The organism is Streptomyces griseocarneus (assembly GCF_014655595.1).
Classification (GTDB): domain Bacteria; phylum Actinomycetota; class Actinomycetes; order Streptomycetales; family Streptomycetaceae; genus Streptomyces; species Streptomyces griseocarneus.
Genome location: NZ_BNBL01000010.1, coordinates 281618 through 304755 on the forward strand (window position 1 = coordinate 281618; position 23138 = coordinate 304755).

At 73.5% G+C, this 23138-nt stretch carries 21 protein-coding genes; 4 read left to right on the forward strand and 17 right to left on the reverse strand.

Annotated elements, in window-relative coordinates:
- Positions 1–76: 76 nt before the first annotated feature.
- From IE295_RS24910 to lipB, 4 genes are all read right to left on the reverse strand, one after another.
- Positions 77–760 carry a DUF4191 domain-containing protein gene (locus tag IE295_RS24910; protein ID WP_190065977.1) on the reverse strand — a complete coding sequence of 228 codons (684 nt, stop codon included), beginning with the start codon at positions 758–760 and terminating at the stop codon, positions 77–79.
- 10 nt (positions 761–770) lie between these two features.
- Entirely contained in the window at positions 771–1031 is a 261-nt protein-coding gene (locus IE295_RS24915; protein WP_224322909.1) for an SCO2195 family GlnR-regulated protein, read from the reverse strand.
- A gap of 231 nt (positions 1032–1262) precedes the next feature.
- Complete coding sequence (gene lipA, locus IE295_RS24920) at positions 1263–2228, reverse strand: lipoyl synthase (protein ID WP_190065978.1); 966 nt, start codon at positions 2226–2228, stop codon at positions 1263–1265.
- A 123-nt stretch (positions 2229–2351) separates the two neighbouring features.
- A complete protein-coding gene (gene lipB / locus IE295_RS24925; RefSeq protein WP_190065979.1) occupies positions 2352–3158 on the reverse strand; it encodes a lipoyl(octanoyl) transferase LipB in 807 nt (268 codons plus the stop codon).
- A gap of 271 nt (positions 3159–3429) precedes the next feature.
- Between lipB and IE295_RS24930 the strand changes: the two genes are divergently transcribed.
- Positions 3430–4932 carry an NsdA family TPR-like regulatory protein gene (locus IE295_RS24930; protein ID WP_190065980.1) on the forward strand — a complete coding sequence of 501 codons (1503 nt, stop codon included), beginning with the start codon at positions 3430–3432 and terminating at the stop codon, positions 4930–4932.
- A 56-nt stretch (positions 4933–4988) separates the two neighbouring features.
- Here IE295_RS24930 and IE295_RS24935 read toward each other — a convergent pair whose 3' ends face one another.
- The 3 genes from IE295_RS24935 to IE295_RS24945 form a co-directional block, all read right to left on the reverse strand.
- Positions 4989–6305: an NAD(P)/FAD-dependent oxidoreductase gene (locus IE295_RS24935; RefSeq protein WP_190065981.1), complete on the reverse strand. Its 1317-nt coding sequence runs from the start codon at positions 6303–6305 to the stop codon at positions 4989–4991.
- Positions 6306–6482: 177 nt separating this feature from the next.
- A complete protein-coding gene (locus tag IE295_RS24940; RefSeq protein WP_190065982.1) occupies positions 6483–7379 on the reverse strand; it encodes a TIGR01777 family oxidoreductase in 897 nt (298 codons plus the stop codon).
- A gap of 39 nt (positions 7380–7418) precedes the next feature.
- On the reverse strand, positions 7419–7937 hold the full coding sequence (locus tag IE295_RS24945; RefSeq protein WP_190066022.1) for a DUF4240 domain-containing protein: 519 nt from the start codon (positions 7935–7937) through the stop codon (positions 7419–7421).
- Positions 7938–8141: 204 nt separating this feature from the next.
- On the opposite strand from IE295_RS24945, the gene IE295_RS24950 reads away from it, so the two are divergent.
- Positions 8142–9050: an SDR family oxidoreductase gene (locus IE295_RS24950; RefSeq protein WP_190065983.1), complete on the forward strand. Its 909-nt coding sequence runs from the start codon at positions 8142–8144 to the stop codon at positions 9048–9050.
- Between the two features lie 4 nt (positions 9051–9054).
- Here the strand turns inward: IE295_RS24950 and IE295_RS24955 are convergent, their stop codons facing one another.
- From IE295_RS24955 to IE295_RS24980, 6 genes are all read right to left on the reverse strand, one after another.
- Positions 9055–10020, reverse strand: coding sequence for a helix-turn-helix transcriptional regulator (locus IE295_RS24955; protein ID WP_190065984.1), 966 nt, complete (start codon positions 10018–10020; stop codon positions 9055–9057).
- A 243-nt stretch (positions 10021–10263) separates the two neighbouring features.
- The gene (locus tag IE295_RS24960) at positions 10264–10887 is read right to left on the reverse strand and encodes a GntR family transcriptional regulator (protein WP_190065985.1); all 624 of its coding nucleotides are present in this window, start codon (positions 10885–10887) and stop codon (positions 10264–10266) included.
- A gap of 191 nt (positions 10888–11078) precedes the next feature.
- Entirely contained in the window at positions 11079–12872 is a 1794-nt protein-coding gene (sucB, locus tag IE295_RS24965) for a 2-oxoglutarate dehydrogenase, E2 component, dihydrolipoamide succinyltransferase (RefSeq protein WP_190065986.1), read from the reverse strand.
- A gap of 49 nt (positions 12873–12921) precedes the next feature.
- The gene (lpdA, locus tag IE295_RS24970; RefSeq protein ID WP_190065987.1) at positions 12922–14310 is read right to left on the reverse strand and encodes a dihydrolipoyl dehydrogenase; all 1389 of its coding nucleotides are present in this window, start codon (positions 14308–14310) and stop codon (positions 12922–12924) included.
- 311 nt (positions 14311–14621) lie between these two features.
- Complete coding sequence (locus tag IE295_RS24975) at positions 14622–16142, reverse strand: leucyl aminopeptidase (RefSeq protein ID WP_190065988.1); 1521 nt, start codon at positions 16140–16142, stop codon at positions 14622–14624.
- A 139-nt stretch (positions 16143–16281) separates the two neighbouring features.
- Positions 16282–17085, reverse strand: coding sequence for an adenosylcobinamide-GDP ribazoletransferase (locus tag IE295_RS24980; protein WP_190065989.1), 804 nt, complete (start codon positions 17083–17085; stop codon positions 16282–16284).
- Positions 17086–17157: 72 nt separating this feature from the next.
- On the opposite strand from IE295_RS24980, the gene IE295_RS24985 reads away from it, so the two are divergent.
- Positions 17158–17895: a hypothetical protein gene (locus IE295_RS24985; protein ID WP_190065990.1), complete on the forward strand. Its 738-nt coding sequence runs from the start codon at positions 17158–17160 to the stop codon at positions 17893–17895.
- Here IE295_RS24985 and IE295_RS24990 read toward each other — a convergent pair.
- The 4 genes from IE295_RS24990 to IE295_RS25005 all read right to left on the reverse strand — a co-directional run bounded on the left by IE295_RS24990 (position 17862) and on the right by IE295_RS25005 (position 22768).
- On the reverse strand, positions 17862–18581 hold the full coding sequence (locus IE295_RS24990) for a hypothetical protein (RefSeq protein ID WP_190065991.1): 720 nt from the start codon (positions 18579–18581) through the stop codon (positions 17862–17864). The two genes, IE295_RS24985 and IE295_RS24990, sit on opposite strands and share 34 nt — an antisense overlap.
- Complete coding sequence (locus IE295_RS24995) at positions 18578–20344, reverse strand: phosphatidylglycerol lysyltransferase domain-containing protein (RefSeq protein WP_190065992.1); 1767 nt, start codon at positions 20342–20344, stop codon at positions 18578–18580. Before IE295_RS24995 ends, IE295_RS24990 begins: the two co-directional genes overlap by 4 nt.
- 76 nt (positions 20345–20420) lie before the next feature.
- Positions 20421–21467, reverse strand: coding sequence for a nicotinate-nucleotide--dimethylbenzimidazole phosphoribosyltransferase (gene cobT, locus IE295_RS25000; protein WP_190065993.1), 1047 nt, complete (start codon positions 21465–21467; stop codon positions 20421–20423).
- 101 nt (positions 21468–21568) lie between these two features.
- Complete coding sequence (locus IE295_RS25005) at positions 21569–22768, reverse strand: bifunctional adenosylcobinamide kinase/adenosylcobinamide-phosphate guanylyltransferase (protein ID WP_190065994.1); 1200 nt, start codon at positions 22766–22768, stop codon at positions 21569–21571.
- A gap of 114 nt (positions 22769–22882) precedes the next feature.
- Here IE295_RS25005 and IE295_RS25010 point away from each other — a divergent pair, with 114 nt between their 5' ends.
- Complete coding sequence (locus IE295_RS25010) at positions 22883–23095, forward strand: hypothetical protein (RefSeq protein WP_190065995.1); 213 nt, start codon at positions 22883–22885, stop codon at positions 23093–23095.
- Positions 23096–23138 lie beyond the last annotated feature (43 nt).

Sequence of the window (23138 nt, forward strand, 5' to 3'; positions counted from 1 at the left end):
ACGATCGCGGAACGAAAAAAGGGGCGGGGCGGAACCGAAAGGTCCGCCCCGCCCCTTTTATTTGTTCTCTTACGTGTCAGCGGCCCTTCGGCATCCGCATGCCCTTCGGCATGGGCCCCTTCGGGATCGGCATGTTGCTCATCAGGTCGCCCAGCGCGCGCAGCCGGTCGTTCACGGCCGTCACCTGCGCGCCCGGCAGCACCCGGGGCAGCTTCAGGAGCGTGGTGTGCAGCTTCTTCAGCGACACCTGGCCCTCGCCGTCGCCCACCACGATGTCGTGCACCGGCACGTCCGCGACGATGCGCGCCATGCGCTTCTTCTCGGCCGCCAGCAGGACCCTCACCCGGTTGGGGTTGCCCTCGCCGACCAGCACGATGCCCGCCTTGCCCACGGCACGGTGGACGACGTCCTGGTTGCGGTTCATCGCGACCGCGGGAGTCGTCGTCCAGCCACCGCGCCGGATGTTCTCCAGCACCGCGGCGGCGGCACCCGGCTGGCCCTCCATCTGCCCGAAGGCAGCGCGCTCGGCGCGTCGCCCGAAGACGATCGCCATCGCGAGGAAGGCCAGCAGGAAGCCCAGAATGCCCAGGTAAATCGGGTGGTCGATCAAGAAGCCGATGGCAAGGAGTACACCGAAGGTGACAATGCCCACAGCCGCGACGACAAGACCGACCTTCGAGTCGACCTTCTTGGTCATCTTGTAGGTCAGGGCGATCTGCTTCAGTCGCCCGGGGTTCTCGGATGTTTCCTTCCTCGCCATACGGCGAAGTTTACGTGGCTTGCGGACCAGGGGTAGCCACGGCCTCGAGCACATGCTGCGCCTCACGCCTGTCCTTGGCCCGGCGGCGGTCCTCCAGCACCGCCGTCCAGGCGTTGCGCCGGGCGGTGCGCTGGCCCCCGCGCATCAGCAGGCCCTCCAGCGCGCGCAGGGCGCCGGTGACGGACGGAGGTCGTACGGACAGGGTGGACGGCAGAGCGGTGGAGGCGCGGGTGGCGGTCGACAGGAGTGCGGTACCGGGCGCGGCCTGCATCTCGGTTTTCCCCTCGGGAGCGGCGGTCATCGGAGCGTGGAGGGTGTCGTACTGCTGGGGGCCGTACGGGTGGGGGTCGCACTGCTGTGCGTACACCCATCGTCACTGAACGGTGTTACCAACGGATGACCTGTTGGTCAAACACCTATGAAACGTTGACGCGGCCCGTACCTTCTCCGGCGTTCGCCGGGAGGTACGGGCCGCGTTTCACGACGCTCCGCAGGGGGTGTCTCAGACCGCCTTCGCCGAGGCGGCGGCCTCGCGCTTCTCGATCGCCTGCTGGTGCAGCCGGCCCGCGCGGTAGGAGGAGCGGACCAGCGGGCCGGACATGACGCCGGCGTAGCCGATCTCCTCCGCCTCCTCCTTCAGCTCCACGAACTCCTGCGGCTTCACCCAGCGCTCCACCGGGTGGTGGCGCACCGAGGGGCGCAGGTACTGGGTGATGGTGATCAGGTCGCAGCCCGCGTCGTGCAGGTCCTGCAGCGCCTCGCTGATCTCCTCGCGGGTCTCGCCCATGCCCAGGATGAGGTTCGACTTCGTCACCAGGCCGGCCTCGCGGGCGCGCGTGATGACCTCGAGCGAGCGCTCGTAGCGGAAGCCGGGGCGGATCCGCTTGAAGATCCGCGGGACCGTCTCGACGTTGTGGGCGAAGACCTCGGGGCGGGAGGCGAAGACCTCCTCCAGCAGCTCGGGCACCGCGTTGAAGTCGGGGGCCAGCAGCTCGACCTTGGTGTGGCCGCCCTCGCGGCCGGCGGTCTGCTGGTGGATCTGGCGCACGGTCTCGGCGTACAGCCAGGCGCCGCCGTCCTCCAGGTCGTCGCGCGCGACGCCGGTGATGGTGGCGTAGTTCAGGTCCATCGCGACGACGGACTCGCCCACGCGGCGCGGCTCGTCGCGGTCGAGCGCCTGCGGCTTGCCGGTGTCGATCTGGCAGAAGTCACAGCGCCGGGTGCACTGGTCGCCGCCGATGAGGAACGTGGCCTCGCGGTCCTCCCAGCACTCGTAGATGTTGGGACAGCCCGCCTCCTGGCACACCGTGTGCAGGCCCTCGCGCTTCACCAGGCCCTGGAGCTCGGTGTACTCGGGGCCCATCTTCGCCCGGGTCTTGATCCACTCGGGCTTGCGCTCGATGGGGGTCTGGGCGTTCCGGACCTCCAAGCGCAGCATCTTGCGTCCGTCGGGTGCGACTGCGGACACGTCCGGCTCCCTATGACTTCGATTCCTCGGCGGACACCAGGGTACGCCCGTTATTTCCTACGCTCATACGCGCGCCTGCGCGTACGCCCAAGGCAACCGTCGGTGCCCGGGGCGCATTCCCCTCTACTCGGCGGCGGCCGTGGCCGGCTCCACCGCGCGGGGACGCGGCTCGTCCGCCGACAGGACCTCCCGCAGGTGCTTCTCCACCAGCGGGATCACCTCGGCCACGGTCACCCGGCGGCCCAGTTCGTTGGAGAGCGACGTCACACCGGCGTCGCGGATGCCACAGGGGACGATCCGGTCGAACCAGGTGTTGTCCGGGTCACAGTTGAAGGAGAAGCCGTGCATCGTGACGCCCTTGGCGATGCGGATGCCGATCGCCGCCAGCTTGCGGTCCTCGCGGCGCTGGCCGGCGTTGGAGGGAGCGTACTCCGGGCCGTTGAGGCGGGGGTCGAACTCCTCGTCCGTCAGCCGGGGGTCGAAGTCCAGGCTCAGGCCGCCGACGGCCGGGCGGGTCTCCACCGGATCCCCCAGCACCCACACCCCGCTGCGCCCCTCCACCCGGGTCGTCTCCAGGCCGAGCTCGGCGCAGACGCGGATGAGGGCCTCCTCCAGGCGGCGGACGTGCGCGATGACGTCCACCGGGCGGGGGAGCTTGAGGATCGGGTAGCCGACGAGCTGGCCGGGACCGTGCCAGGTGATCTTGCCGCCGCGGTCGACGTCGATGACCGGGGTGCCGTCCAGGGGGCGCTCGCTGTCCTCCGTGCGCCGTCCGGCCGTGTAGACCGCCGGGTGCTCCAGGAGCAGGCAGGTGTCCGGGATCTCGTCCGCGAACCGCGCCGCGTGGACGGTGCGCTGCTCCTGCCACGCCTGCTGGTACTCGACGGCGTCCGCTCCGAAGCCCAGGTGGACAAAGCGCAGCTCAGTCACGGCAGCTTCCCTTTTCCTTCGAACCTTCGAACCACATGGTGTCGCTCGCGTTCTTGCCACTGTACGGCGGAGCGCCGGCGAACCCGCAGGGGGCCGGGAGGGCGGCCGCCCCGGCCGATCGCCCGGTGATCTTCGGAGGTGATCTTCCGGGGGGTATCTGATCTGTCCTCACACGATCGGATGAATGCGGGGCGAAGGTGGCGATCGGGGCGTTGGGGGCCGCTAAGTTCACGCCGTTCCAGGAACAAAGATCAGGGAGACCGGCAGGCTGATGACGGAACGACCCCCACAGCGCATCCCCAACCGTCAGCTCGCGGCGCTCATCGCGGAGGCCGGCTTTTCCAATGCGGGCCTGGCCCGCCGCGTCGATCAATTGGGGCTCGAACACGGCCTCGACCTGCGCTACGACAAGACCTCCGTCACGCGGTGGCTGCGCGGCCAGCAGCCGCGCGGCACCACGCCCGCGCTGATCGCCGAGGTGTTCACCCGGCGGCTCGGGCGGCGGCTGTCCGCCCAGGACCTCGGGCTGGACGCGTGCGCCCCCGTGTACGCCGGGCTCGAATTCGCCGCCTCACCGGAAGAGGCCATTGACATCGTCAGCGGGCTCTGGCGCAAGGACTCCGGCAGCCACACCGAGCTGCGGAAGATCGCCTTCACGCCGGCCGGGCTGGTGGTGCCGAGCCGGGACTGGCTGATCGGGCGCGCGGACGAACGGGTGGCGCGCGGCCCGGGCCCCGCGCCCTCCGGAGAGGGCGTGCGCGTACCGCAGCAGGCGCGGGCCGCACAGGGGGCGCCGTCCTCCGCCGTGGCCCCGCCCCTGGCGCCGTCGGCGCTGTCCCTGCCCCGCCAGCGGCTCGCGGAGCGGGCGCCGGGCGCCCGGGTCTCCATGGGCGACATCGCGGCGCTGCGGTCGGTGGGCGAGCTGTTCCGCACCATCGACAACGCCTACGGCGGCGGGCACGCCCGCCAGGCGCTGGTGCGCTACCTCGAGCACGAGACCGAGCCGATGCTGCGGGGCGTGTACGGCGAGACGACGGGCCGGCGGCTGTTCGCCGCGGCCGCCGACCTGACGCGGCTCGCGGGCTGGACGTCGTACGACATCGCGGCGCACGGCCTCGCCCAGCGGTACTACGTCCAGGCGCTGCGGCTGGCCCAGGCGGCCGGCGACCGCGCCTACGGCAGCTATGTCCTGGTCACGATGAGCCGCCAGGCCGTCTACCTCGGCCACGGCCGCGAGGCCGTGCAGCTGGCGCGGGTCGCCCAGCAGGGCGTCGGGTCCGGGGCGCCGCCGGTGGTGCAGTCGCTGCTGCACGCGGTGGAGGCCCGGGGGCACGGCGTCCTGGGGGAGGTGCGGGCGTGCTCGGCGTCGCTGGCCCGGGCCGAACGGGCCCTGGAGAGCTCGCGGCCGGGCGACGACGTGCCGTACTGGGCGCGCTTCTTCGACGAGGCGCAGCTGGCCGACGAGTTCGGGCACTGCCACCGGGACCTGCAGCAGTACCGCGCCGCCGCGCAGCACGCCGAGCGGTCGCTGCAGCTGCGGGCGCCGGCGTACGCGCGCAGCCGGCTGTTCTGCAAGGTGGTGCTGGCGTCGGCGCGGCTGGGGCTGGGCGAGCTGGAGCAGGCGTGCGCGCTCGGGGTGGAGGCGGCGCAGGCGGCGGCGGAGATGCGGTCGGTGCGGGCGCTGGAGTACGTACGCGACTTCGAGCGCCGGCTCGAGCCGTACCGGGACGCGGCGGCCGTGCGGGCGTACCGGGAGAAGGTGTCGGTGCTCTGACGGCCGCGCGGCCCGGCGTCGCCGGTCGTGCCCACCGGGCCGCGGGCCCTGCCGGGCTACGCCGCCCGCAGGGTCTGCGCCTGTCCCGGGCGGACGCCCAGGTCGCGCAGGACCGCCTGCGCGGCCCGGCGGCCGGAGAACAGCGCCCCCTGGACCGTGCTGGTGTCGCGGTGGTCGCCGCAGACGTAGAGGCCCGACAGCAGCCGCACGGGGCGGCGCACGTCGTGCGGGGCCGGCATGGCGGGCACCGCGTCCGGGTCGTGGTGGGCCGCCAGGAGCCGCCACGCCGTGGTCGAGGTGCCGTAGACGCGGGCCAGCTGGGCGCGGGCCGCCCGGTCGAGCTCCGCCGTGGGCAGGCCGGCCGCCGCGCCCAGGACCGTCGAGGTGATCAGGGCCTTGCCGGCCGGCGCGCGGTCCGGGTCCACCTCGCTGGCCACCGTGGTGTGGGCCACCGGGCCCCGGCGGGCGCCGGTGAGGATCAGTGAGGCGTCGCGCAGCGGCGGCTCCTCCGCGGTGTGGTGCAGGATCGTCACGGGGTGGAAGCCCGGCAGGCGCAGTCCCGGGATCAGCTCCGCCGCCGAGCGGGCGCCCGTCGCGACGACGACCGAGCGGCAGGTGATCTCGCCGTGCTCGGCCGTGTCCACCGCGGTGGTGCCCACCGTCTTGGCCACCACGCCCGTCCGCACCGTCTCCGGTGGCAGCTGGGCCGCCAGCAGGTCCGGGATCACGCCCGCCCCGCCCGCCGGGAGGGCGAGGCGGCCGCGGGCGTAGCCGCGCAGGACCAGGTCGGCGCAGCGGCTGGACGTGGTGAGGTCGGGGTCCGAGAGCAGCGACGCCAGGAGGGGGCGCAGGAAGCCCTCCACCGTACGGGCCGGCAGGCCCCGGGTGGCGAGGGTCGCGGACGTGGGGCGGTCCGGGCGGGCCAGCATGCGGTCGATGGGCAGCGCGGCGAGGCGGGCCAGCGCCGCTCCCAGCCGGGCCTGGTCCAGGCCGGCGCTGCGCGAGGCGCGGGCCGCCGCGAAGGCGCGGGCGGTGGTGAAGGCGCGCTTGGCGCCGCGCAGTTCGCCGGTGCGGTGGTTGCGGCCGTCGGTGTGCACCAGCACGCCGGGGGTGAAGGGCCGCAGCTTGAGCGCCTCCAGGCCGGGGGTGCGGATCAGCTCGGGGAACGAGGTGTTGAGCAGCTGGCCCGTGCGGTCCAGGAGGAAGCCGTCCACCGAGTCGGTGGTCATGCGGCCGCCCGGCTGCGGGCCGGACTCCAGGACGGTCACGGTCACGCCGGAACTGATCAGGTGCTGGGCCGCCGAGAGGCCGGCCAGGCTTGCCCCCACGATGACGACATCAGCGTGGTGTGCGGTGCGTGCGCTGCTGAGCACGTGCCCTCCCGGGGTCGGTCCGCTCGCTCGGGGGCCTGATGCCCTCAACCGGCGGCGGCGATGCGCGAGTTCGCCTCGACCGTAGAGAGAAATCCGGTCAATAACAGTCGCGCACGGGCCGGGCACGGTCGCACGGCGGTCGCACAAACCCCCGTTCCGGGGTGCGGACCGAGGGCGTCAGCCCTTCGCCAGCGCCGCTCGTACGGCGCTCTCGACGTCCGGGTGGGAGAACGTGAAGCCGGACTCCAGCAGGCGGGCCGGCACCACACGCTGACTGGCCAGCACTTCCGTGGCCATCTCGCCCAGCGCCAGCCTGAGCGCCGGAGCGGGCGCGGGCAGCAGTGCCGGACGCCTCAGCACGCGCCCCGTCGCCGCGGTCGCCTCGCGGTTGGTGACCGGGTTCGGCGCCGTGAGGTTGAAGGGGCCCGAGAGGCCGGGGGAGTGCAGCAGGTGCCGCAGGGCCGCGATGTGGTCGGTGAGGGAGATGAAGCTCCAGTACTGCCGGCCGTTTCCCAGCCGGCCCGCCAGCCCCAGCCTGGCGAGGGGGAAGAGGCGGGCCCAGGCGCCGCCCTCGGCGGACACCACCAGGCCGGTGCGCAGCAGCACCGTGCGGACGCCCGCCTCCGTCGCCGCGCCCGTCGCCTCCTCCCAGTCCCGGCAGACGTCCGCCAGGAAGCCCCGGCCGGGCGGGGTGCGCTCGTCCACGATCCGCTCGCCGGTGTCGCCGTAGATGCCGATCGCGCTGGCGCTGAGCAGCACCCGGGGCGGGGTGTCGAGCGAGGCCACGGCCTCGGCGATCGCCCCGGTGCCGAGCACCCGGCTGTCGCGGATCTCCTTCTTGTACGCCGCCGTCCAGCGGTGGTCGCCCACCCCGGCCCCGGCCAGGTGGACGACGGCCTCGCACCCGGCGAGATGCGCCGCGTCCACGCGCTGGCGGACGGGATCCCACTCGACCTCGCCGGGGTTCCGGGGCGGGTGGCGCACCAGGCGGACCACCTGGTCGCCGTCGCGGGTGAGGGCGCGGACGAGCGCCCTGCCGATCAGGCCCGTCGAGCCCGTGACTGCTACGCGCATGGTGTCCCGTCAGGTCTCGTCAGGTCTCGTCAGGTCTCGTCAGGCCTTGAAGCGGTCCCAGAGACGGGGGAAGCGCTCGGCCAGCGCCGCCTCGTCCTCGAGGTCGAACGCCGTGCCGAGCGGTTCGGAAGGCTGCGGGGGCAGGCCGAGGTCGGGGGTCTCCACGCCCGTCAGCTGCTCGTACGCCTCGTCCGCCGCGTAGCCCAGGTCCTCGCCGTCCCCGTCCACTTCCTCGTCGAAGTCCTCCAGCAGGTCCGCGAGCGCGTCCGGGTCGTGCACGGCGCCCTCGAACACCTCCCGGCCCTGCCCGATCAGCCAGCAGCGGAAGTAGTCGAAGACGTCGTCGCTCGCGCCGTCGAGGAGCACGGCCGCGGCTCCCCACAAGTCCCACAGGTAGGCGCGGTTGTAGCGCGCCTCGAAGTGCCGGGCGAAGTCCAGCACGGCGTCCGGGTCGAGCTGCGTGAGCTTCTCGACCAGCAGGTCGGCCTGGTCCTCGGGGTCTCCTTCGGCGGTCTCTCGTGCGCTGTCGATCAGCTCCCAGAACTCCGTCTCGTCCATCATCACGGGACCAGCATCGGTCCTGGAGGGGGGCGACGCACCCGGAGGGAGCCGGATGCGGCCGTGTTGTTACCGGAGGCGGGTGGTGCCCGGTTGCCGGAAAATCAGGACAGGAGGTGTCCGGTTTCGGTGACAGCGTCGTCCTCGTCGTCCGGCGGAAGGCCGTCGGGCGGGAAGAGATGTGACGAGAGGGGACGGTTGGACATGGGTGTGCTCGAGGGGAAGGTCGCGCTGGTCGCCGGCGCCACCCGGGGGGCCGGCCGGGCCATGGCCGTGGAGCTGGGCCGCGCCGGGGCCGTGGTCTACGCGACCGGGCGGACCACGCGCGAGCGGCGCAGCGAGGTGGGCCGGCCCGAGACCATCGAGGAGACCGCCGAGCTGGTCACCGCCGCCGGCGGCACCGGCATCGCCGTACCCACCGACCATCTGGAACCGGATCAGGTCCGCGCCCTCGTCGAGCGCGTCGACCGGGACCACGGACGGCTCGACGTGCTCGTCAACGACGTGTGGGGCGGCGACCACCTGCTGGAGTTCGACACCAAGGTGTGGGACGTCGACCTCGCCGCGGGGCTGCGGATGCTGCGCCTGTCGATCGACACCCACGCCATCACCAGCCACTTCGCCCTCCCCCTGCTCGTCCGGCGGCCGGGCGGCCTGGTCGTCGAGATCACCGACGGCACGGAGGAGTTCAACCGCACCTACCGTGACAACCTCTTCTACGACCTGGCCAAAATCGCCCCCACCCGGATGGCCTTCGGGCTGGCGAAGGAGCTCCAGGAGTACGGCGGGACGGCCGTCAGCCTCACGCCCGGCTTCCTGCGGTCCGAGCGGATGCTCGACCACTTCGGGGTGACGGAGGAGACGTGGCGGGACGCGGTGGCCGCGAGCCCGCACTTCGCCGTCGCCGAGTCGCCCGTCTTCATCGGCCGCGCCCTCGTCGCGCTCGCCGCCGACCCGGAGCGGGCGCGGTGGAACGGCCGGTCGCTCTCCAGCGGTGAGCTCGCCAAGGTCTACGGGTTCACCGACGCCGACGGCTCCCGGCCGGACGCCATGGGGTACTTCCAGGACGTGGTGTACGGCGGCAAGGACGCGCCGGTGGAGGACTACCGGTAGGGGATCAGCCGTAGAGGGCGGCGGCGCGGGCCGCCGCCCGCGCGAAGCGCTCGCGGAGCTCCGGCGGCCCCAGCACCTCGGCCTCGGGGCCGAGCGCCAGCAGCTGTTCGTACGCCACGTCCCGCGACTCGACGGCCAAGGTGACGACGACGCGGCCCAGCCCGTCCGGGGCGCCGGCGGCCCGGAGGGCCTCCTGGGCCGCCGTACGGTCGGTGACGTACGGCAGGCGGCGGGCGCCGTCGGGGGTGAGGCGCAGCTCCACGCGGTCGCGGAGGATCGAGCGGGCGAAGGCGGCGGAGCGTTCCTCCCAGAAGGCCGGCAGGTCGAACGACTCGGGGCGGTGGAAGCGGGCCTCGCCCACGGTCACCGCCGTGAAGCGGTCCACGCGGTAGACCCTGACGTCGGCGTCCGCGCGGGCGGCCAGATACCAGACGCCCGCCTTGAGGATCAGGCCGTACGGCTCGAGGTCCCGCTCCACGTCGCCGTCCGGCCGGGCGTAGCGGGCCGTCATGCGGCGGTCGTCCCAGACGGCGTCGGCGACGGCGGGCAGCAGATCGGGCGGGTCGTGGGGCTGCCACCAGCCGGGGGCGTCGAGGTGGAAGCGCTGGGCCGCGCTCGCGGGGGCGTCGCTCAGCTCGGGCAGCAGGGCGGCCGAGACCTTCAGACGGGCGGCGGAGGCGGCGTCGGCCAGGCCCATGTCGCGCAGGGCGGTCGGCACGCCGGAGAGGAAGAGGGCTTCGGCCTCGGTCCGGCCGAGGCCCGTCAGGCGCGTGCGGTAGCCGCCGATCAGGCGGTATCCGCCGGCCCGGCCGCGGTCGGCGTAGACGGGCACGCCGGCCTCGGACAGCGCGAGGACGTCCCGGGCGACCGTGCGCTCCGAGACCTCGAGCCGGCGCGCCAGCTCCGTCCCGGTCATCGACGAGCGGGACTGCAGCAGGAGCACCAGCTTGATCAGACGGGCCGCACGCATGACCTCATCATGCCGGGGCCCGCTGACATTCGGGGCACGGCGATATTCGGGGCACGACGACAGGAGCCCGTGCGCAGCCAGGGCACGGATGACGCATGGGGTCCTGTCGTCACCCCTTCGGACCGTTCCGCGACACAGGACAGGGCGCGCGGGACGGCTCCGGCGGAGACGATACGCCTTTGATCGATGATCGATCAATCCCTAGGGTAAATCGGATGGGAATCCGCCCGGGGAACGGGGCGGTCAGATGCGCGGCGCGCAGCTCAGGACGTGCCGCTTGAGGAGCTCGCCGATGGCGGGGTCGCGGCGCCGGAAGGCCCGTACGATCTCCGCGTGGTCCTCGGCGTGGGCGCGCGGTTCGGGGCTGAGCCAGCGGATCGACAGCGTCGTCCAGACCTCGATGCCCAGCGACTCCCAGGTGTGCAGCAGGACGGAGTTCCCCGAGGCCCGGACGATCTCGCGGTGGAAGGCCACCGTGTGCCGCGCCTGCGCCTCGCTGTCGCCCGCGCGGTCGGCCACCTCCAGGGCCGCCACCTCCCGCTCCAGCGCCGAGACGTCCCCGGCGAGGGTGTCGGCGGCCAGCTCGGCGGCCACCTGCTCCAGGCCCGCGCGGACGGGGTAGCTCTCCTTGAGGTCGGCGGCGGTCAGGTCGCGGACGCGTACGCCCTTGTTGGGCACGGACTCGATCAGCCGCAGCGACTCCAGCTCGCGCAGCGCCTCGCGCACCGGCGTCTGGCTCACCAGCAGCTCGGCGGCGATCCGGCGCTCCACGATGCGCTCGCCCGGCTGCCAGCGCCCGCTGACGATCCCCTCGAGGATGTGCTCGCGGATCTGCTCGCGCAGCGAATGGACGACGGGCGGGGTCATTGCTCTCCTTGGTCGGATCTGCCGGATACGTCATTATCGGCGCTTCCCCCGGCCTGCCGGCCCGGCCGGGGGTCCGGGGGGCTGTCCCCCGGGAGACGCGGCGGGCGCATGGCGAAGGGCGCGGCCCCGGCTCGTACGGATACGAGACCGGGGCCGCGCCCTTCAGCGTGCGCTGCCGCGAGGCGTGCGGATCAGAGACCGATCTCGGCCTCGAACTCGGCGGCCTCCAGGAGCTGCTTGACCGTGGTCAGGTAGCGGGCGGCGTCGGCGCCGTCCACCAGACGGTGGTCGTAGGAGAGCGCCAGGTACGTCATGTCGCGGATCGCGATGGTCTCGCCGAGCTCCGGGTGGTTGATGACCACCGGGCGCTTGACGGTCGCACCGATGCCCAGGATGCCGACCTGGTTCGGGGGCACGATGACCGTGTCGAACAGCGCACCGCGCGAGCCGGTGTTGCTGATCGTGAAGGTCGCGCCGGCCAGGTCGTCCGGGCTGATCTTGCTGGAACGGACCTTGCCCGCCAGCTCCGCCGTCTTCTTGGCGATGCCCGCGATGTTGAGGTCACCCGCACCCTTGATGACCGGGGTCATCAGGCCCTTCTCCGAATCGACGGCGATGCCGACGTTCTCGGAGTCGAAGTAGGTGATGGTGTTCTCGTCCTCGTTGATCCGGGCGTTGATGACCGGGTGGGCCTTCAGCGCCTGGACGGCGGCCTTGACGAAGAACGGCATCGGGGACAGCTTGACGCCCTCACGGGCGGCGAAGGCGTCCTTGGCCTTGTTGCGCATCCGCATGATCTTGGTGATGTCCACCTCGACCACGGAGGTCAGCTGCGCCTGGCCGTGCAGCGCCTTCATCATGTTGTCGGCGATGACCTTGCGCATGCGCGGCATCTTGACCGTCTGACCGCGCAGCGGCGACGCCTCGAGAGCCGGAGCCTTCGGGGCGGCGGCGGCCGGGGCGGCAGCGGCGGCCGGGGCCGGCGCGGCCTTGGCGGCCTCGGCGGCGGCGATGACGTCCTGCTTGCGGATGCGGCCGCCGACGCCGGTGCCGGCGACGGTGGTCAGGTCGACGCCGGCCTCGGCGGCGAGCTTGCGCACCAGCGGCGTGACGTAGGCGCCGTCCGTCGCCGGGGCGGCGACGGCCGGGGCCTTCGGCGCGGCCGGAGCGACCGGCGCGGGGGCCGGAGCCGGGGCCGGAGCGGCGGGGGCCGGGGCAGCGGCGACGGGAGCCGGAGCCGGAGCGGCCGGAGCCGGAGCCGGGGCGGCGGGCGCGGCCGGAGCAGCGGCGGGGGCCGGAGCCGGAGCGGCCGGAGCCGGAGCCGGGGCGGCCGGGGCAGCGGCGGCGGCCGGAGCGGCGCCGGCGGCACCGATCACGGCGAGCTTGGCGCCGACCTCGGCGGTCTCGTCCTCGCCGACCAGGATCTCCAGCAGGGTGCCGGAGACGGGGGCCGGGATCTCGGTGTCGACCTTGTCGGTGGAGACCTCGAGCAGCGGCTCGTCGGCCTCGACCGTCTCGCCGACCTCCTTGAGCCAGCGGGTGACGGTGCCCTCGGTGACCGACTCGCCCAGCGCGGGCAGGACGACGTCGGTGCCCTGGGCGCCACCGGCGGCCGGGGCGGCCGGGGCCTCGGCGACGGGCGCCGGGGCGGCGGGGGCCTCGGCCACGGGGGCCGGGGCGGGCTCGGCGGCCGGAGCGGCCGGAGCCTCGGCGGCGGCCGGAGCCGCGGCCTCGGCGGGCGCGCCGGAGCCGTCGTCGATGATGGCCAGCTCGGCGCCGACCTCGACCGTCTCGTCCTCGGCCACCTTGATGGAGGCGAGGATGCCGGCCGCGGGGGCCGGGATCTCGGTGTCGACCTTGTCGGTGGAGACCTCGAGCAGCGGCTCGTCGGCCTCCACGCGCTCACCCTCGGCCTTGAGCCAACGGGTGACAGTGCCCTCGGTCACGCTCTCGCCGAGCGCCGGCAGGGTTACGGAAACCGCCATGATTGCGGTTGCTCCTTACGGTTAGTGCGGATGGTGGTGCGCTCGGGACTCAGTCGTGCGAGTGCAGCGGCTTACCGGCCAGGGCCAGGTGCGCCTCGCCCATGGCCTCGTTCTGCGTCGGGTGCGCGTGGATGAGCTGCGCGACCTCGGCGGGGAGCGCCTCCCAGTTGTAGATCAGCTGGGCTTCGCCCACCTGCTCGCCCATGCGGTCGCCGACCATGTGTACGCCGACGACGGCACCGTCCCGCACCTGGACGAGCTTGATCTCGCCCGCGGTCTTGAGGATCTTGCTCTTGCCGTTGCCCGCGAGGTTGTACTTCAGGGTGACGACCTTGTCGGCGCCGTACAGCTCCTTGGCCTTCGCCTCGGTGATGCCGACCGAAGCGACCTCGGGGTGGCAGTACGTGACGCGCGGCACGCCGTCGTAGTCGACCGGCACGGGCTTGAGCCCGGCCAGACGCTCCGCTACCAGGATGCCCTCGGCGAAGCCGACGTGCGCGAGCTGGAGGGTCGGGACGAGGTCACCGACGGCCGAGACGGTCGGCACGTTGGTCTGCATGTACTCGTCGACGAGGACGTAGCCGCGGTCCATGGCGACCCCGGCCTCCTCGTAGCCCAGGCCCTGGGAGACCGGGCCGCGGCCGACGGCGACGAGCAGCAGCTCGGCCTCGAAGGTCTTGCCGTTCTCCAGCGAGACCTTCACTCCGTCGGCGGTGTACTCCACGCCCGAGAAGCGGGAGCCGAGGGAGAAGTTGATGCCGCGCTTGCGGAAGGCGCGCTCCAGCAGCTTGGAGCTGTTCTCGTCCTCGACCGGGACGAGGTGGGGAAGCGCCTCGACGATGGTGACGTCGGCACCGAAGGACTTCCACGCGGAGGCGAACTCGACGCCGATGACGCCGCCGCCCAGCACGATCGCGGACTTCGGCACGCGGTCCAGGACCAGCGCGTGGTCCGAGGAGATGACGCGGTTGCCGTCGATGGTCAGGCCCGGCAGCGACTTCGGCGTGGAGCCGGTGGCCAGCAGGACGTGGCGGCCGGTGTAGCGCTGGCCGTTGACGTCGACGGAGGTGGGGGAGGACAGGCGGCCCTCGCCGGTCACGTAGGTGACCTTGCGGGAGGCGACCAGGCCCTGCAGGCCCTTGTACAGGCCCGAGATCACGTCGTCCTTGTACTTGTGGACGCCCGCGATGTCGATGCCCTCCAGGGAGGCCTTGACACCGAACTGCTCGGCCTCGCGGGCCTGGTCGGCGATCTCGCCGGCGTGCAGCAGAGCCTTGGTGGGGATGCAGCCGCGGTGCAGGCAGGTGCCGCCCAGCTTGTCCTTCTCGATCAGGGCGACCTCGAGACCCAGCTGCGCTCCACGCAGGGCAGCGGCGTAACCACCACTACCGCCTCCGAGGATCACTAGGTCGAAAACGGTGCTGGCGTCGTTCGCCACGTCACGTCCTCCATGCATGGGTACGCCGTTGCCGGTCGTCGGTGACCGGGCGGCGGCTGTTGTTCGGCCGCGTTTCTTCGGCCCTGTGATTACGGGGGCCCTGTCCTGCCGAGACAACATCTTCGCACTTGTTGACGGACGGCGGGACGCCGGGCCGGGCTGTGGGACGACTGATGCGTCACCTTCAGGGGGTTACTCGCGCGTACGAACGTGCCGGTTCATGCGGGTTTCGTCCGTAGCGAACACGCCACCGTACCGGCCGCGGCCCCGGGCGTCGCCCGGGGCCGCGGAGCCGGCACGAGACCCGTGACTCAGCCCAGGTCGCCGTCGGCGGTGCGCTCCGCCAGCCGGACCAGGGTGCGCACCGAGGAGCCGGTGCCGCCCTTGGGGGTGTAGCCGAAGGGGGCCTTCTCGTGGAAGGCGGGGCCCGCGATGTCCAGGTGCGCCCAGGCGATGCCCTCGCCCACGAACTCCTGCAGGAAGACACCGGCCACCAGACCGCCGCCCATGCGCTCGCCGATGTTGGCCATGTCGGCCACCGGGGATTCCATGGACTTGCGCAGCTCGACGGGGAGCGGCATCGGCCACGCCTGCTCGCCGACCTCCTCGGCGATCTCGTACAGCGAGGTGCGGAACGCGTCGTCGTTGGCCATGACGCCGAAGGTGCGGTCGCCGAGCGCGACGACCATGGCACCCGTGAGGGTGGCGACGTCCACGATCGCGTCCGGGTTCTCCTCCGAGGCGCGGGTCAGCGCGTCGGCCAGCACCAGGCGGCCCTCGGCGTCGGTGTTCAGCACCTCGACCGTCGTGCCGCTGTACATCCGCAGCACGTCGCCCGGACGGGTGGCGTTGCCGGAGGGCATGTTCTCCGCGAGGGCCAGCCAGCCGGTGACGTTGACCTTCAGGCCGAGCCGGGCGACGGCGAGGACCGCGCCGAGGACGGCGGCGGCGCCGGCCATGTCGCACTTCATGGTCTCGTTGTGGCCGGCCGGCTTCAGGGAGATGCCGCCCGAGTCGTAGGTGATGCCCTTGCCGACCAGCGCGAGGGTCTTCTCCGCCTTGGGGTGGGTGTAGGCGACGCGCACCAGGCGCGGCGGGTTGACCGAGCCCTGGCCGACGCCCATCAGACCGCCGAAGCCGCCCTTGAGCAGCGCCTTCTCGTCCAGCACCTCGACCTTGAGGCCGAACTCCTTGCCCGCGGCCTGGGCCTGGGCGGCGAACGACTTCGGGTTGAGGTCGTTGGGGGACATGTTGACCAGGTCGCGCGCGCGGTTGACCTCGGCGGCCACGGCGGTGGCGCGCTCGACGGCGGCCTTGAACGCCTTGTCGCGCGGCTTGCCGCCCAGGATCGCGGCCTCGGCCAGCGGGGCGTTCTTCGCGGGCTTCTCGTCCTTGCCGCCGCGGTAGGCGGTGAAGGAGTACGCGCCCAGGATGGCGCCCTCGCCGATCGCGGCGGCGGACTCGGCGTCCTCGACGGGCAGGGCGAACGCGGCCTTCTTCGAGCCGGCCAGCGCACGGGCCGCCACACCGGCGGCGCGGCGCAGCGCCTCCTCGTCGAAGGCGTCGCCCTCGGCGGGCAGGTCACCGAGGCCGACCGCCAGCACCACCGGGGCCTTGAAGCCGGAGGGGGCGGGCAGCTTGGTGACCTCCCCCTCGCCGCCGGAGCCGCCGAGGGTCTCCACGACGGCGGCCAGCCGGCCGTCGAAGGCCTGGTCCACGGCTTCGGCACCGGGCGCGGCGACGAGGCCCTTCGGGCCCTTCGCCACACCGATGACGACGGCGTCCGCGCGCAGCGTCGCCGCACTGGAAGTGCTGAGAGTCAGAGCAGTCACGGTGGTGGGTGTCCCTACTTCCGTCGAGTTCTCGGCCGTGGACGGTGGTCCGGCCGCACCTTGCGCATCGTATGCGCCGTGCTGGGGCCGCCAGGGCCCGGGCCATCCGGCACGCGAGAGCGTATCGGGGCGGGAGCGGTCAGCCCAGTGCCAGGACGACCAGCGCGCACGTCGCCGCGGTCTCCGCCAGGGCGCCGAACACGTCGCCGGTCACACCGCCGAACCGGCGCCGGCAGCGCCGCAGCAGCGACTCGGCGGCGGCCAGGGCGAGCAGCACGGCCGCCGCCCCCTGGGCCGCCCGGAAGGGGCCGTCCGCCGTGCAGGCAGAGGCTCCCGCGGCCGCGGCGGCGCCCAGCGCGGCCACGGCCCACGCGGCCCGTACGGGCACCACGCCCGCCACCGCCGCGCCCAGTCCCTCGGGCCGCGCGGCGGGCACGCCCGCCCGGGCGGCCAGGGTCAGGGCGCAGCGCGCGGCGAGGGCGGCGACGACCGCCGCGACCGCGCCGCGTGTCCAACTGGCCGCGTACAACTGCGCGAGGACGGCCACCTGGGCGAGCAGGGTGAGCAGCAGGGTGACGACGCCGAAGGGGCCGATGTCCGACCGCTTCATCACGCGCAGCGCGTCCTCGGCCGGCTTGCCGCTGCCCAGCCCGTCGGCCACGTCCGCCAGCCCGTCCAGGTGCAGCCCCCGGGTGAGCACGGCGCCGGTCGCGACGGCGGCCACGGCGGCGAGCGCCGGGCCGGCCCCGAGCAGCAGGAGCAGGACCGAGGCGGCGGCCGCGCAGCCGCCCACGACGAGCCCGGCCAGGGGCGCCGCCAGCATCCCGCCGCGGGCGGCCGGGCGGTCCCAGCGGGTGAGGGGGACGGGCAGCACGGTGAGGGTGCCGAACGCGAAGCGCAGGGCGTCGCCGAGGCTTGCCCGGGCGGTGGTCGTGTCGGTCATCGCGGGCAGGGTATCCCGGCGCCCGCGGCAGTACTTTTGCGGGGAGAGCGGGGGTACGGGAGCGGGAGTCTCATGGGTCACTGGCTGGCACGCAACATCGTCGAGCCGGGCAAGCTGCCGCTGCTGCTGGCGCTGACCGCGTTCGTGCTGACGTTCCTGGTGACCCGGGTCATCACCCGGCTGATCCGGGCCGGGAAGGGGCCGTTCCGCAACATCCGGCCGGGCGGGATGCACGTCCACCACGTGGTGCCGGGCGTGGTGCTGATGGTGGTCGGCGGCTTCGGCGCGGTGGCCGAGGGCCGGCACGGCTTCGGGGCGTCGGCGGCGGCCGTGCTGTTCGGCATGGGCGCCGGGCTGGTGCTGGACGAGTTCGCGCTCGTGCTCCACCTGGACGACGTCTACTGGACCGAGCAGGGCCGCAAGAGCGTGGAGATAGTGGTCCTGACCGCCGCGCTGGTGGCGCTGGTGCTCCTGGGCTTCTCGCCGTTCGGGGTGAACGAGCTGACGCCGGACGAGCTGCAGAACCGCACCATCGTGGTGACCAACACCCTCGTCAACTTCCTGCTGGCGCTGTTCGCCCTGGCCAAGGGCAAGCCGCGGCTCGCGCTGATCGGCGCGGTGGTGCCGCTGGTGGCCATCGTGGCGGCGGTGCGGCTGGCCCGGCCGGGGTCACCGTGGGCGCGGCGCTTCTACCGGCACCGGCCCCGCGCCCGGCGCCGCGCGCGGGTGCGGGCGTACCGGCACGACGCGCGCTGGTCGGCGGTGCGCCACAGGGTTCACGATCTGGTGGCGGGCGCGCCGGACCGCTGACCCGGCTGCCGGTGGGCGTCGCGGCGGGGCTTGCCGCGCCGCCGCAGCTCGTCCAGGCCGCACACCACGAGCATCGCGGCGACGGCGGCGATGTGCTCCTTGCCCGCCAGGTTGGGCTTGAGGAACACCTCCACCACCATGGCGAGCACCACCAGGGAGCAGGTGAACCAGGCGCGGTAGCGCCAGGTGACGTACATCGCCAGGCCCACGACCGCCGCCGACGGACCGGTGTCGATGACCCTCGCGGCCTCGGGCGGCAGCCCGAACGGCGAGTCCGGGCCGATGGCCACGGCCAGCCGGGCGTACATCGTCCCCGCGAGGGTGGCGACGTACGCGACGGCCAGCGTGCGCCACCGGCCCACCGCGCACTCGGCGATGCCGAAGACGATCAGGACCTGGGCCAGCGCCCCCCACACCGGCAGGTCGAGCGCGGGCACGAACAGCGACAGCGGCGTGCGCAGCAGCGCGACCCACCAGGGCAGCTGGGCCTGTACGGAGCCCACCCGCTGGACGGGGCCGAAGCCCCAGGGCTGGTTCTGGACGATCTGGAAGACCGCGGTGAGGGCCACGGCCGAGAGCGTCATGGGGACGGCCCTCAGCCGCCGGCGGGAGAGGGTCCCCCACACGGCGGAACACAGTGGACCCCATTCGGTGCGCGCGGCGCGGAGCAGCGCCGCGCGGTTCATCGCCGGCTCTCCAGATGCTTGCGGTTGAGCCACTTGGGCAGGCCGGGGGCCTCCAGGAAGCCCTCGGCGCGGGCGCTGGCGATGCCGATGCGCAGCAGGTCACTGCTCTTCTCGAACAGCATGAAACGAGGCTCCCAGATGGGGCGGTACTTCGCATTTGCTCGGTAGAGCGATTCGATCTGCCACCAGCGGGAGAAGAAGCTCAGCAGCGAGCGCCACATCCGCAGCACCGGGCCCGCGCCGAGCTTCGAACCGCGCTCGAAGACGGAGCGGAACATCGCGAAGTTCAGCGACACCTGGGTGATGCCCAGCGACCTCGCCCGCTGGAGCAGTTCGATGACCATGAACTCCATCAGGCCGTTCTCGGAGTCCCGGTCACGGCGCATCAGGTCCAGCGACAGGCCCTTGGGGCCCCAGGGCACGAAGCTCAGCACGGCGCGCAACTCGCCGTCGCCGTCATGGCACTCCAGCATCACGCAGCGGCCGTCGTCCGGGTCGCCGAGGCGGCCCAGCGCCATGGAGAAGCCGCGCTCGGTCGCGCCGTCGCGCCAGTCGTCGGCGCGGCGCAGCAGCTCGGCCATCTCCTCCTCGGGGATGTCCTCGTGCCGCCGGACGGTGACGGTGTACCCGGCGCGCTTGACCCGGTTGTAGGCCTGGCGAACGGTCCGCATCGCCCGGCCCTCGAGGGTGAACTCGGCGGTGTCCACGATCGCCTCGTCGCCCAGCTCCAGGGCGTCCAGGCCGTGCCGGGCGTAGATCGTGCCGCCCTCCTCGCTCGCGCCCATCACGGCCGGGATCCAGCCGTGCTCGCGCGCCTCGGTCAGCCACGGCTCGATGGCCCCGGGCCAGGCCTCGGGGTCGCCGATGGGATCGCCGGAGGCCAGCGAGACGCCGCCGACGACGCGGTAGGTGACCGCCGCCTTGCCGGAGGGGGACCAGATGACGCTCTTCTCGCGGCGCAGGGCGAAGTAGCCCAGCGAGTCGCGGTCGCCCCACCGCTCGAGCAGGCCGCGCAGGCGCGACTCGTCCTCGGCGGTGAGCGGGTCGGTGGCGCGGCGGGAGCGGAAGGCCGCGAACAGCACCAGGATCAGCAGCGCCGTGCTCATCACGTTGATGACGACGTTGACCCACCCGGGAGGGGCGATGCCGGCGTAGCGCTGGTCGTCGGCGGCGATCGAGACCAGCCGCATGACGCCGTAGTGCCAGCGGTCCAGGAACGTCGAGCGCTGCTCGTCGGTGGACTCGTTGGTGACGGTGACCAGGCCGGCGGCGAGCAGCGAGGTGACGAGCAGGCCGACGGCGGCGACGGCGGTGGCCAGCCTGGGGTTGGAGCGGTCGCCCTTGGCGTAGAACTCGCGGCGGCCCACCAGCAGCGAGAGCACGAACAGCGCGGTGACCACCAGCGAGAACCAGTTCAGGCCGTGCCTGCGGAACTCCGGGAAGAGCATCACGAACGCCAGGAGCAGCAGGAGCAGCCCGGACAGCACCAGGTTGAGGATCCACGCGGCCCGCTTGCGCCGGCGCATGGTGATCGCCAGGAACAGCGACACCACCGCCGGGGCGAAGCCGGCCGACAGCAGATAGGGAGTGAAGAACTCGTCGACGTTGTGCCGCCGGACGTCGGCGCCGAAGGACACCCAGACCGCGCCGAGCAGATTGACGAACGTAACGGCACGCAGGTACCACACGGCGAACGACGCGGCGCGCCGCTGCCAGGGGCCGCCGCGGGCGCCCTCATCCGGAGTCAAGCGGACATCTCCCATGAAAATTGATCATATGGGGCTCTTGTGCGGCGGAATCCGGGCGCTCGCGACGATCGCCGGTGGCTCACCGGCGTCGTCAGGAGCGCTCGGGGAGCTCCGCCGCCAGGGCCGCGGCCGCCTGTACCAACGGCAGAGCCAGCAGCGCCCCTGTCCCCTCGCCCACTGTGACGCCGTGGTCGAGCAGAGGGTTGAGCGCCATCCGGTCAAGGGCCTTCGCCTGCGCCGGATCGCCGCTCGCCTGCCCGGCCAGCCACCAGTCGGGCGCCCGGAACGCCACCCGCTGGGCCACCAGCGCGCACGCCGCGGTGACCACGCCGTCCAGGATCACCGGGGTCCGGCGCACCGCGCTCTGCAGCAGGAAGCCGGTCATCGCCGCCAGGTCCGCGCCGCCCGTGGCGGCCAGCAGCTCCAGCTGGTCGCCCAGCACCGGGCGGGCCCGGCGCAGCCCGTCGCGGATCGCGGCGCACTTGCGCATCCACGCCAGGTCGTCGATGCCGAAGCCGCCGCGCCCGGTGACCACCGACGCGTCCGTGCCGCACAGCGCGCCCACCAGGATCCCGGCCGCCGTGGTGCCGCCCACGCTCAGGTCGCCGAGGACCACGAGGTCGGTGCCGGAGTCGGCCTCCTCGTCGGCCACGGCCATCCCGGCCCGGAACGCCTGCTCCGCCTCCTCGGCGGTCAGCGCGTCCTCGATGTCGACGCGGCCCGAGCCGCGCCGCACCCGGTGCCGGGTGACGTCCTCGGGCAGGTCGGCCGCGTCGCAGTCGACGGACATGTCCACCACGCGCAGCCCGGCCCCGAACCGGCGGGCCAGCACGGCCGCCGGGCTCACCCCGTCGAGCACGGCCCGTACGAGCTCGTGCGCCCCGCCGGCCGGGCCGCCGGAGACGCCGAGCTTGGCGATGCCGTGGTCGCCCGCGAAGAGCAGCACCCTGGGCCGCTCCACCGGCTTCACGGGCAGGACGCCCTGCGCGGCGGCGAGCCACTCGCCGAGCTCGTCCAGCCGCCCCAGCGCGCCGGCCGGCGCGGCGAGCCGCTCGCGCCGTTCCTCGGCGTCCCGCCGGACGCCGGCGTCGGGGCGCTCGATCAGCGTGGCGAAGTCATCAAGATTCAGACTGCTCATCCGCGACACACTACCCGTGGGGGGCCTGGGCAACCGGGGTTGCCGGGGGTTCGGACGGCGCGGCGCGGGCGCCCCTGGGGCGTGCGCTAGCCACGCAGCTCCTAGCCGCGCAGCGACAGCGCCTGCCCCGCCACCACCAGGACGACGTGTTCGCACTCGTCGCCCACGGCCGCGTTCAGCCGGCCCAGCTCGTCGCGGAAGCGGCGGCCCGACGCCGACGCCGGGACGACGCCCGAGCCGACCTCGTTGCTCACCACGACCACGGTGCGGCTCGTGGCGCGTATCGCGGCCACCAGCTCCCCGACCCGCCCGGCCAGCTCGGCCGCGCCGCCGTCGGCCCACCGGGCGTCGTCCCACGCGCCGGCGGAGTCCATCGCGTCGGTCAGCCACAGCGCCAGGCAGTCGATCAGCAGCGGCGGGCCCTGCGCCGCCAGCAGCGGCACCAGGTCGCAGGTCTCGGCCGTGCGCCAGGATCCCGGCCGCCGCTCGCGGTGGTGGGCCACCCGCGCCGCCCAGTCCGCGTCGCCCTCGCGCGTACCGCCCGTGGCGACGTAGAGCACCTCCGGGAACGACTCCAGCCGCCGCTCGGCCTCCACCGACTTGCCCGAGCGCGCCCCGCCCACCACCAGCGTCCGCCGGGGCACGTCCGGCACGGCGTGGTAGTCGCCGACGGCCAGCGTCGTGCCGTCCGGCACCGCACGGGCCCCCGCCGCCGCCAGCCGCCGGTGCAGCTCGGGCCCCGGCGGGACGTCGTGGTCCAGGTGCACCGCGATCACGTCCGTGGTCGGCCCGACCGCGCCCACCTCCCGCAGCCGGGCCAGCGCGTCGGGCCGCCCGACGACGTCGAGCAGCACCATGTCGTACGGGCCGACGTGCCCGGGCAGCCCGGCCGGGCCCCCGCCGGGCGCCAGGTACAGCAGCCGCTGCCCCTCCGGCGACGTCACCTCGTACCCCGTGCCCGGCGCGTCCAGCGCCATGGCCCGCACCCGGTGGCCGCTGATCACCGACAGCTCGCGCCCGTCGGGCACCCGGCCCGGCGCGGGCAGCCCGGCCGGGAACTCCACGGCGGGGCCGTCGTTGGGGTGCGAGAGCAGCACCTGCCGCACGCCCGCGATGGAGTGCCCGGCGCGGGCGGCGGCGAAGGCCGGGCCCGGGGTGAGGTCCAGCAGCAGCGCGTCGTCGACGAGCAGGGAGGTCGCCGCCCGCGCCTCGTCGCCGACGGCGACGGCACAGGCGGCGCAGGGGCAGCCGGGGCGCGGCAGCCCGTCGGGGGCTCCGGTGCCGAGGAGAGTGAGTTCCACCCCCTGATCGTCTCGCGTCCCCGCACGGCGGGCGCGCGGGGCTCACCCTTTCTCGTCCCTAACGGACCGTTAGGCTGCGACACGGACACTCACTTCAGCCCCCAGGAGGCGGACATGGTGTGGACGTGGCGGTTCGAGAAGGCCGACGGGAGCGAGACGCCCCCCGCGCTGGAGCCGGAGGAGTTCACGACCCAGGGTGACGCGGAGTCCTGGATCGGGGAGAACTGGAAGGACCTGCTGGAGGGCGGCGTCGACCAGGTGCGCCTCTTCGAGGACGACACGGAGATCTACGCGGGCCCGATGAGCCTGCACGCCGCCGCGGAGTGACGAACGCGCGAAGACCGCCGGCCGGGCCCCTTTCCGGGGCCCG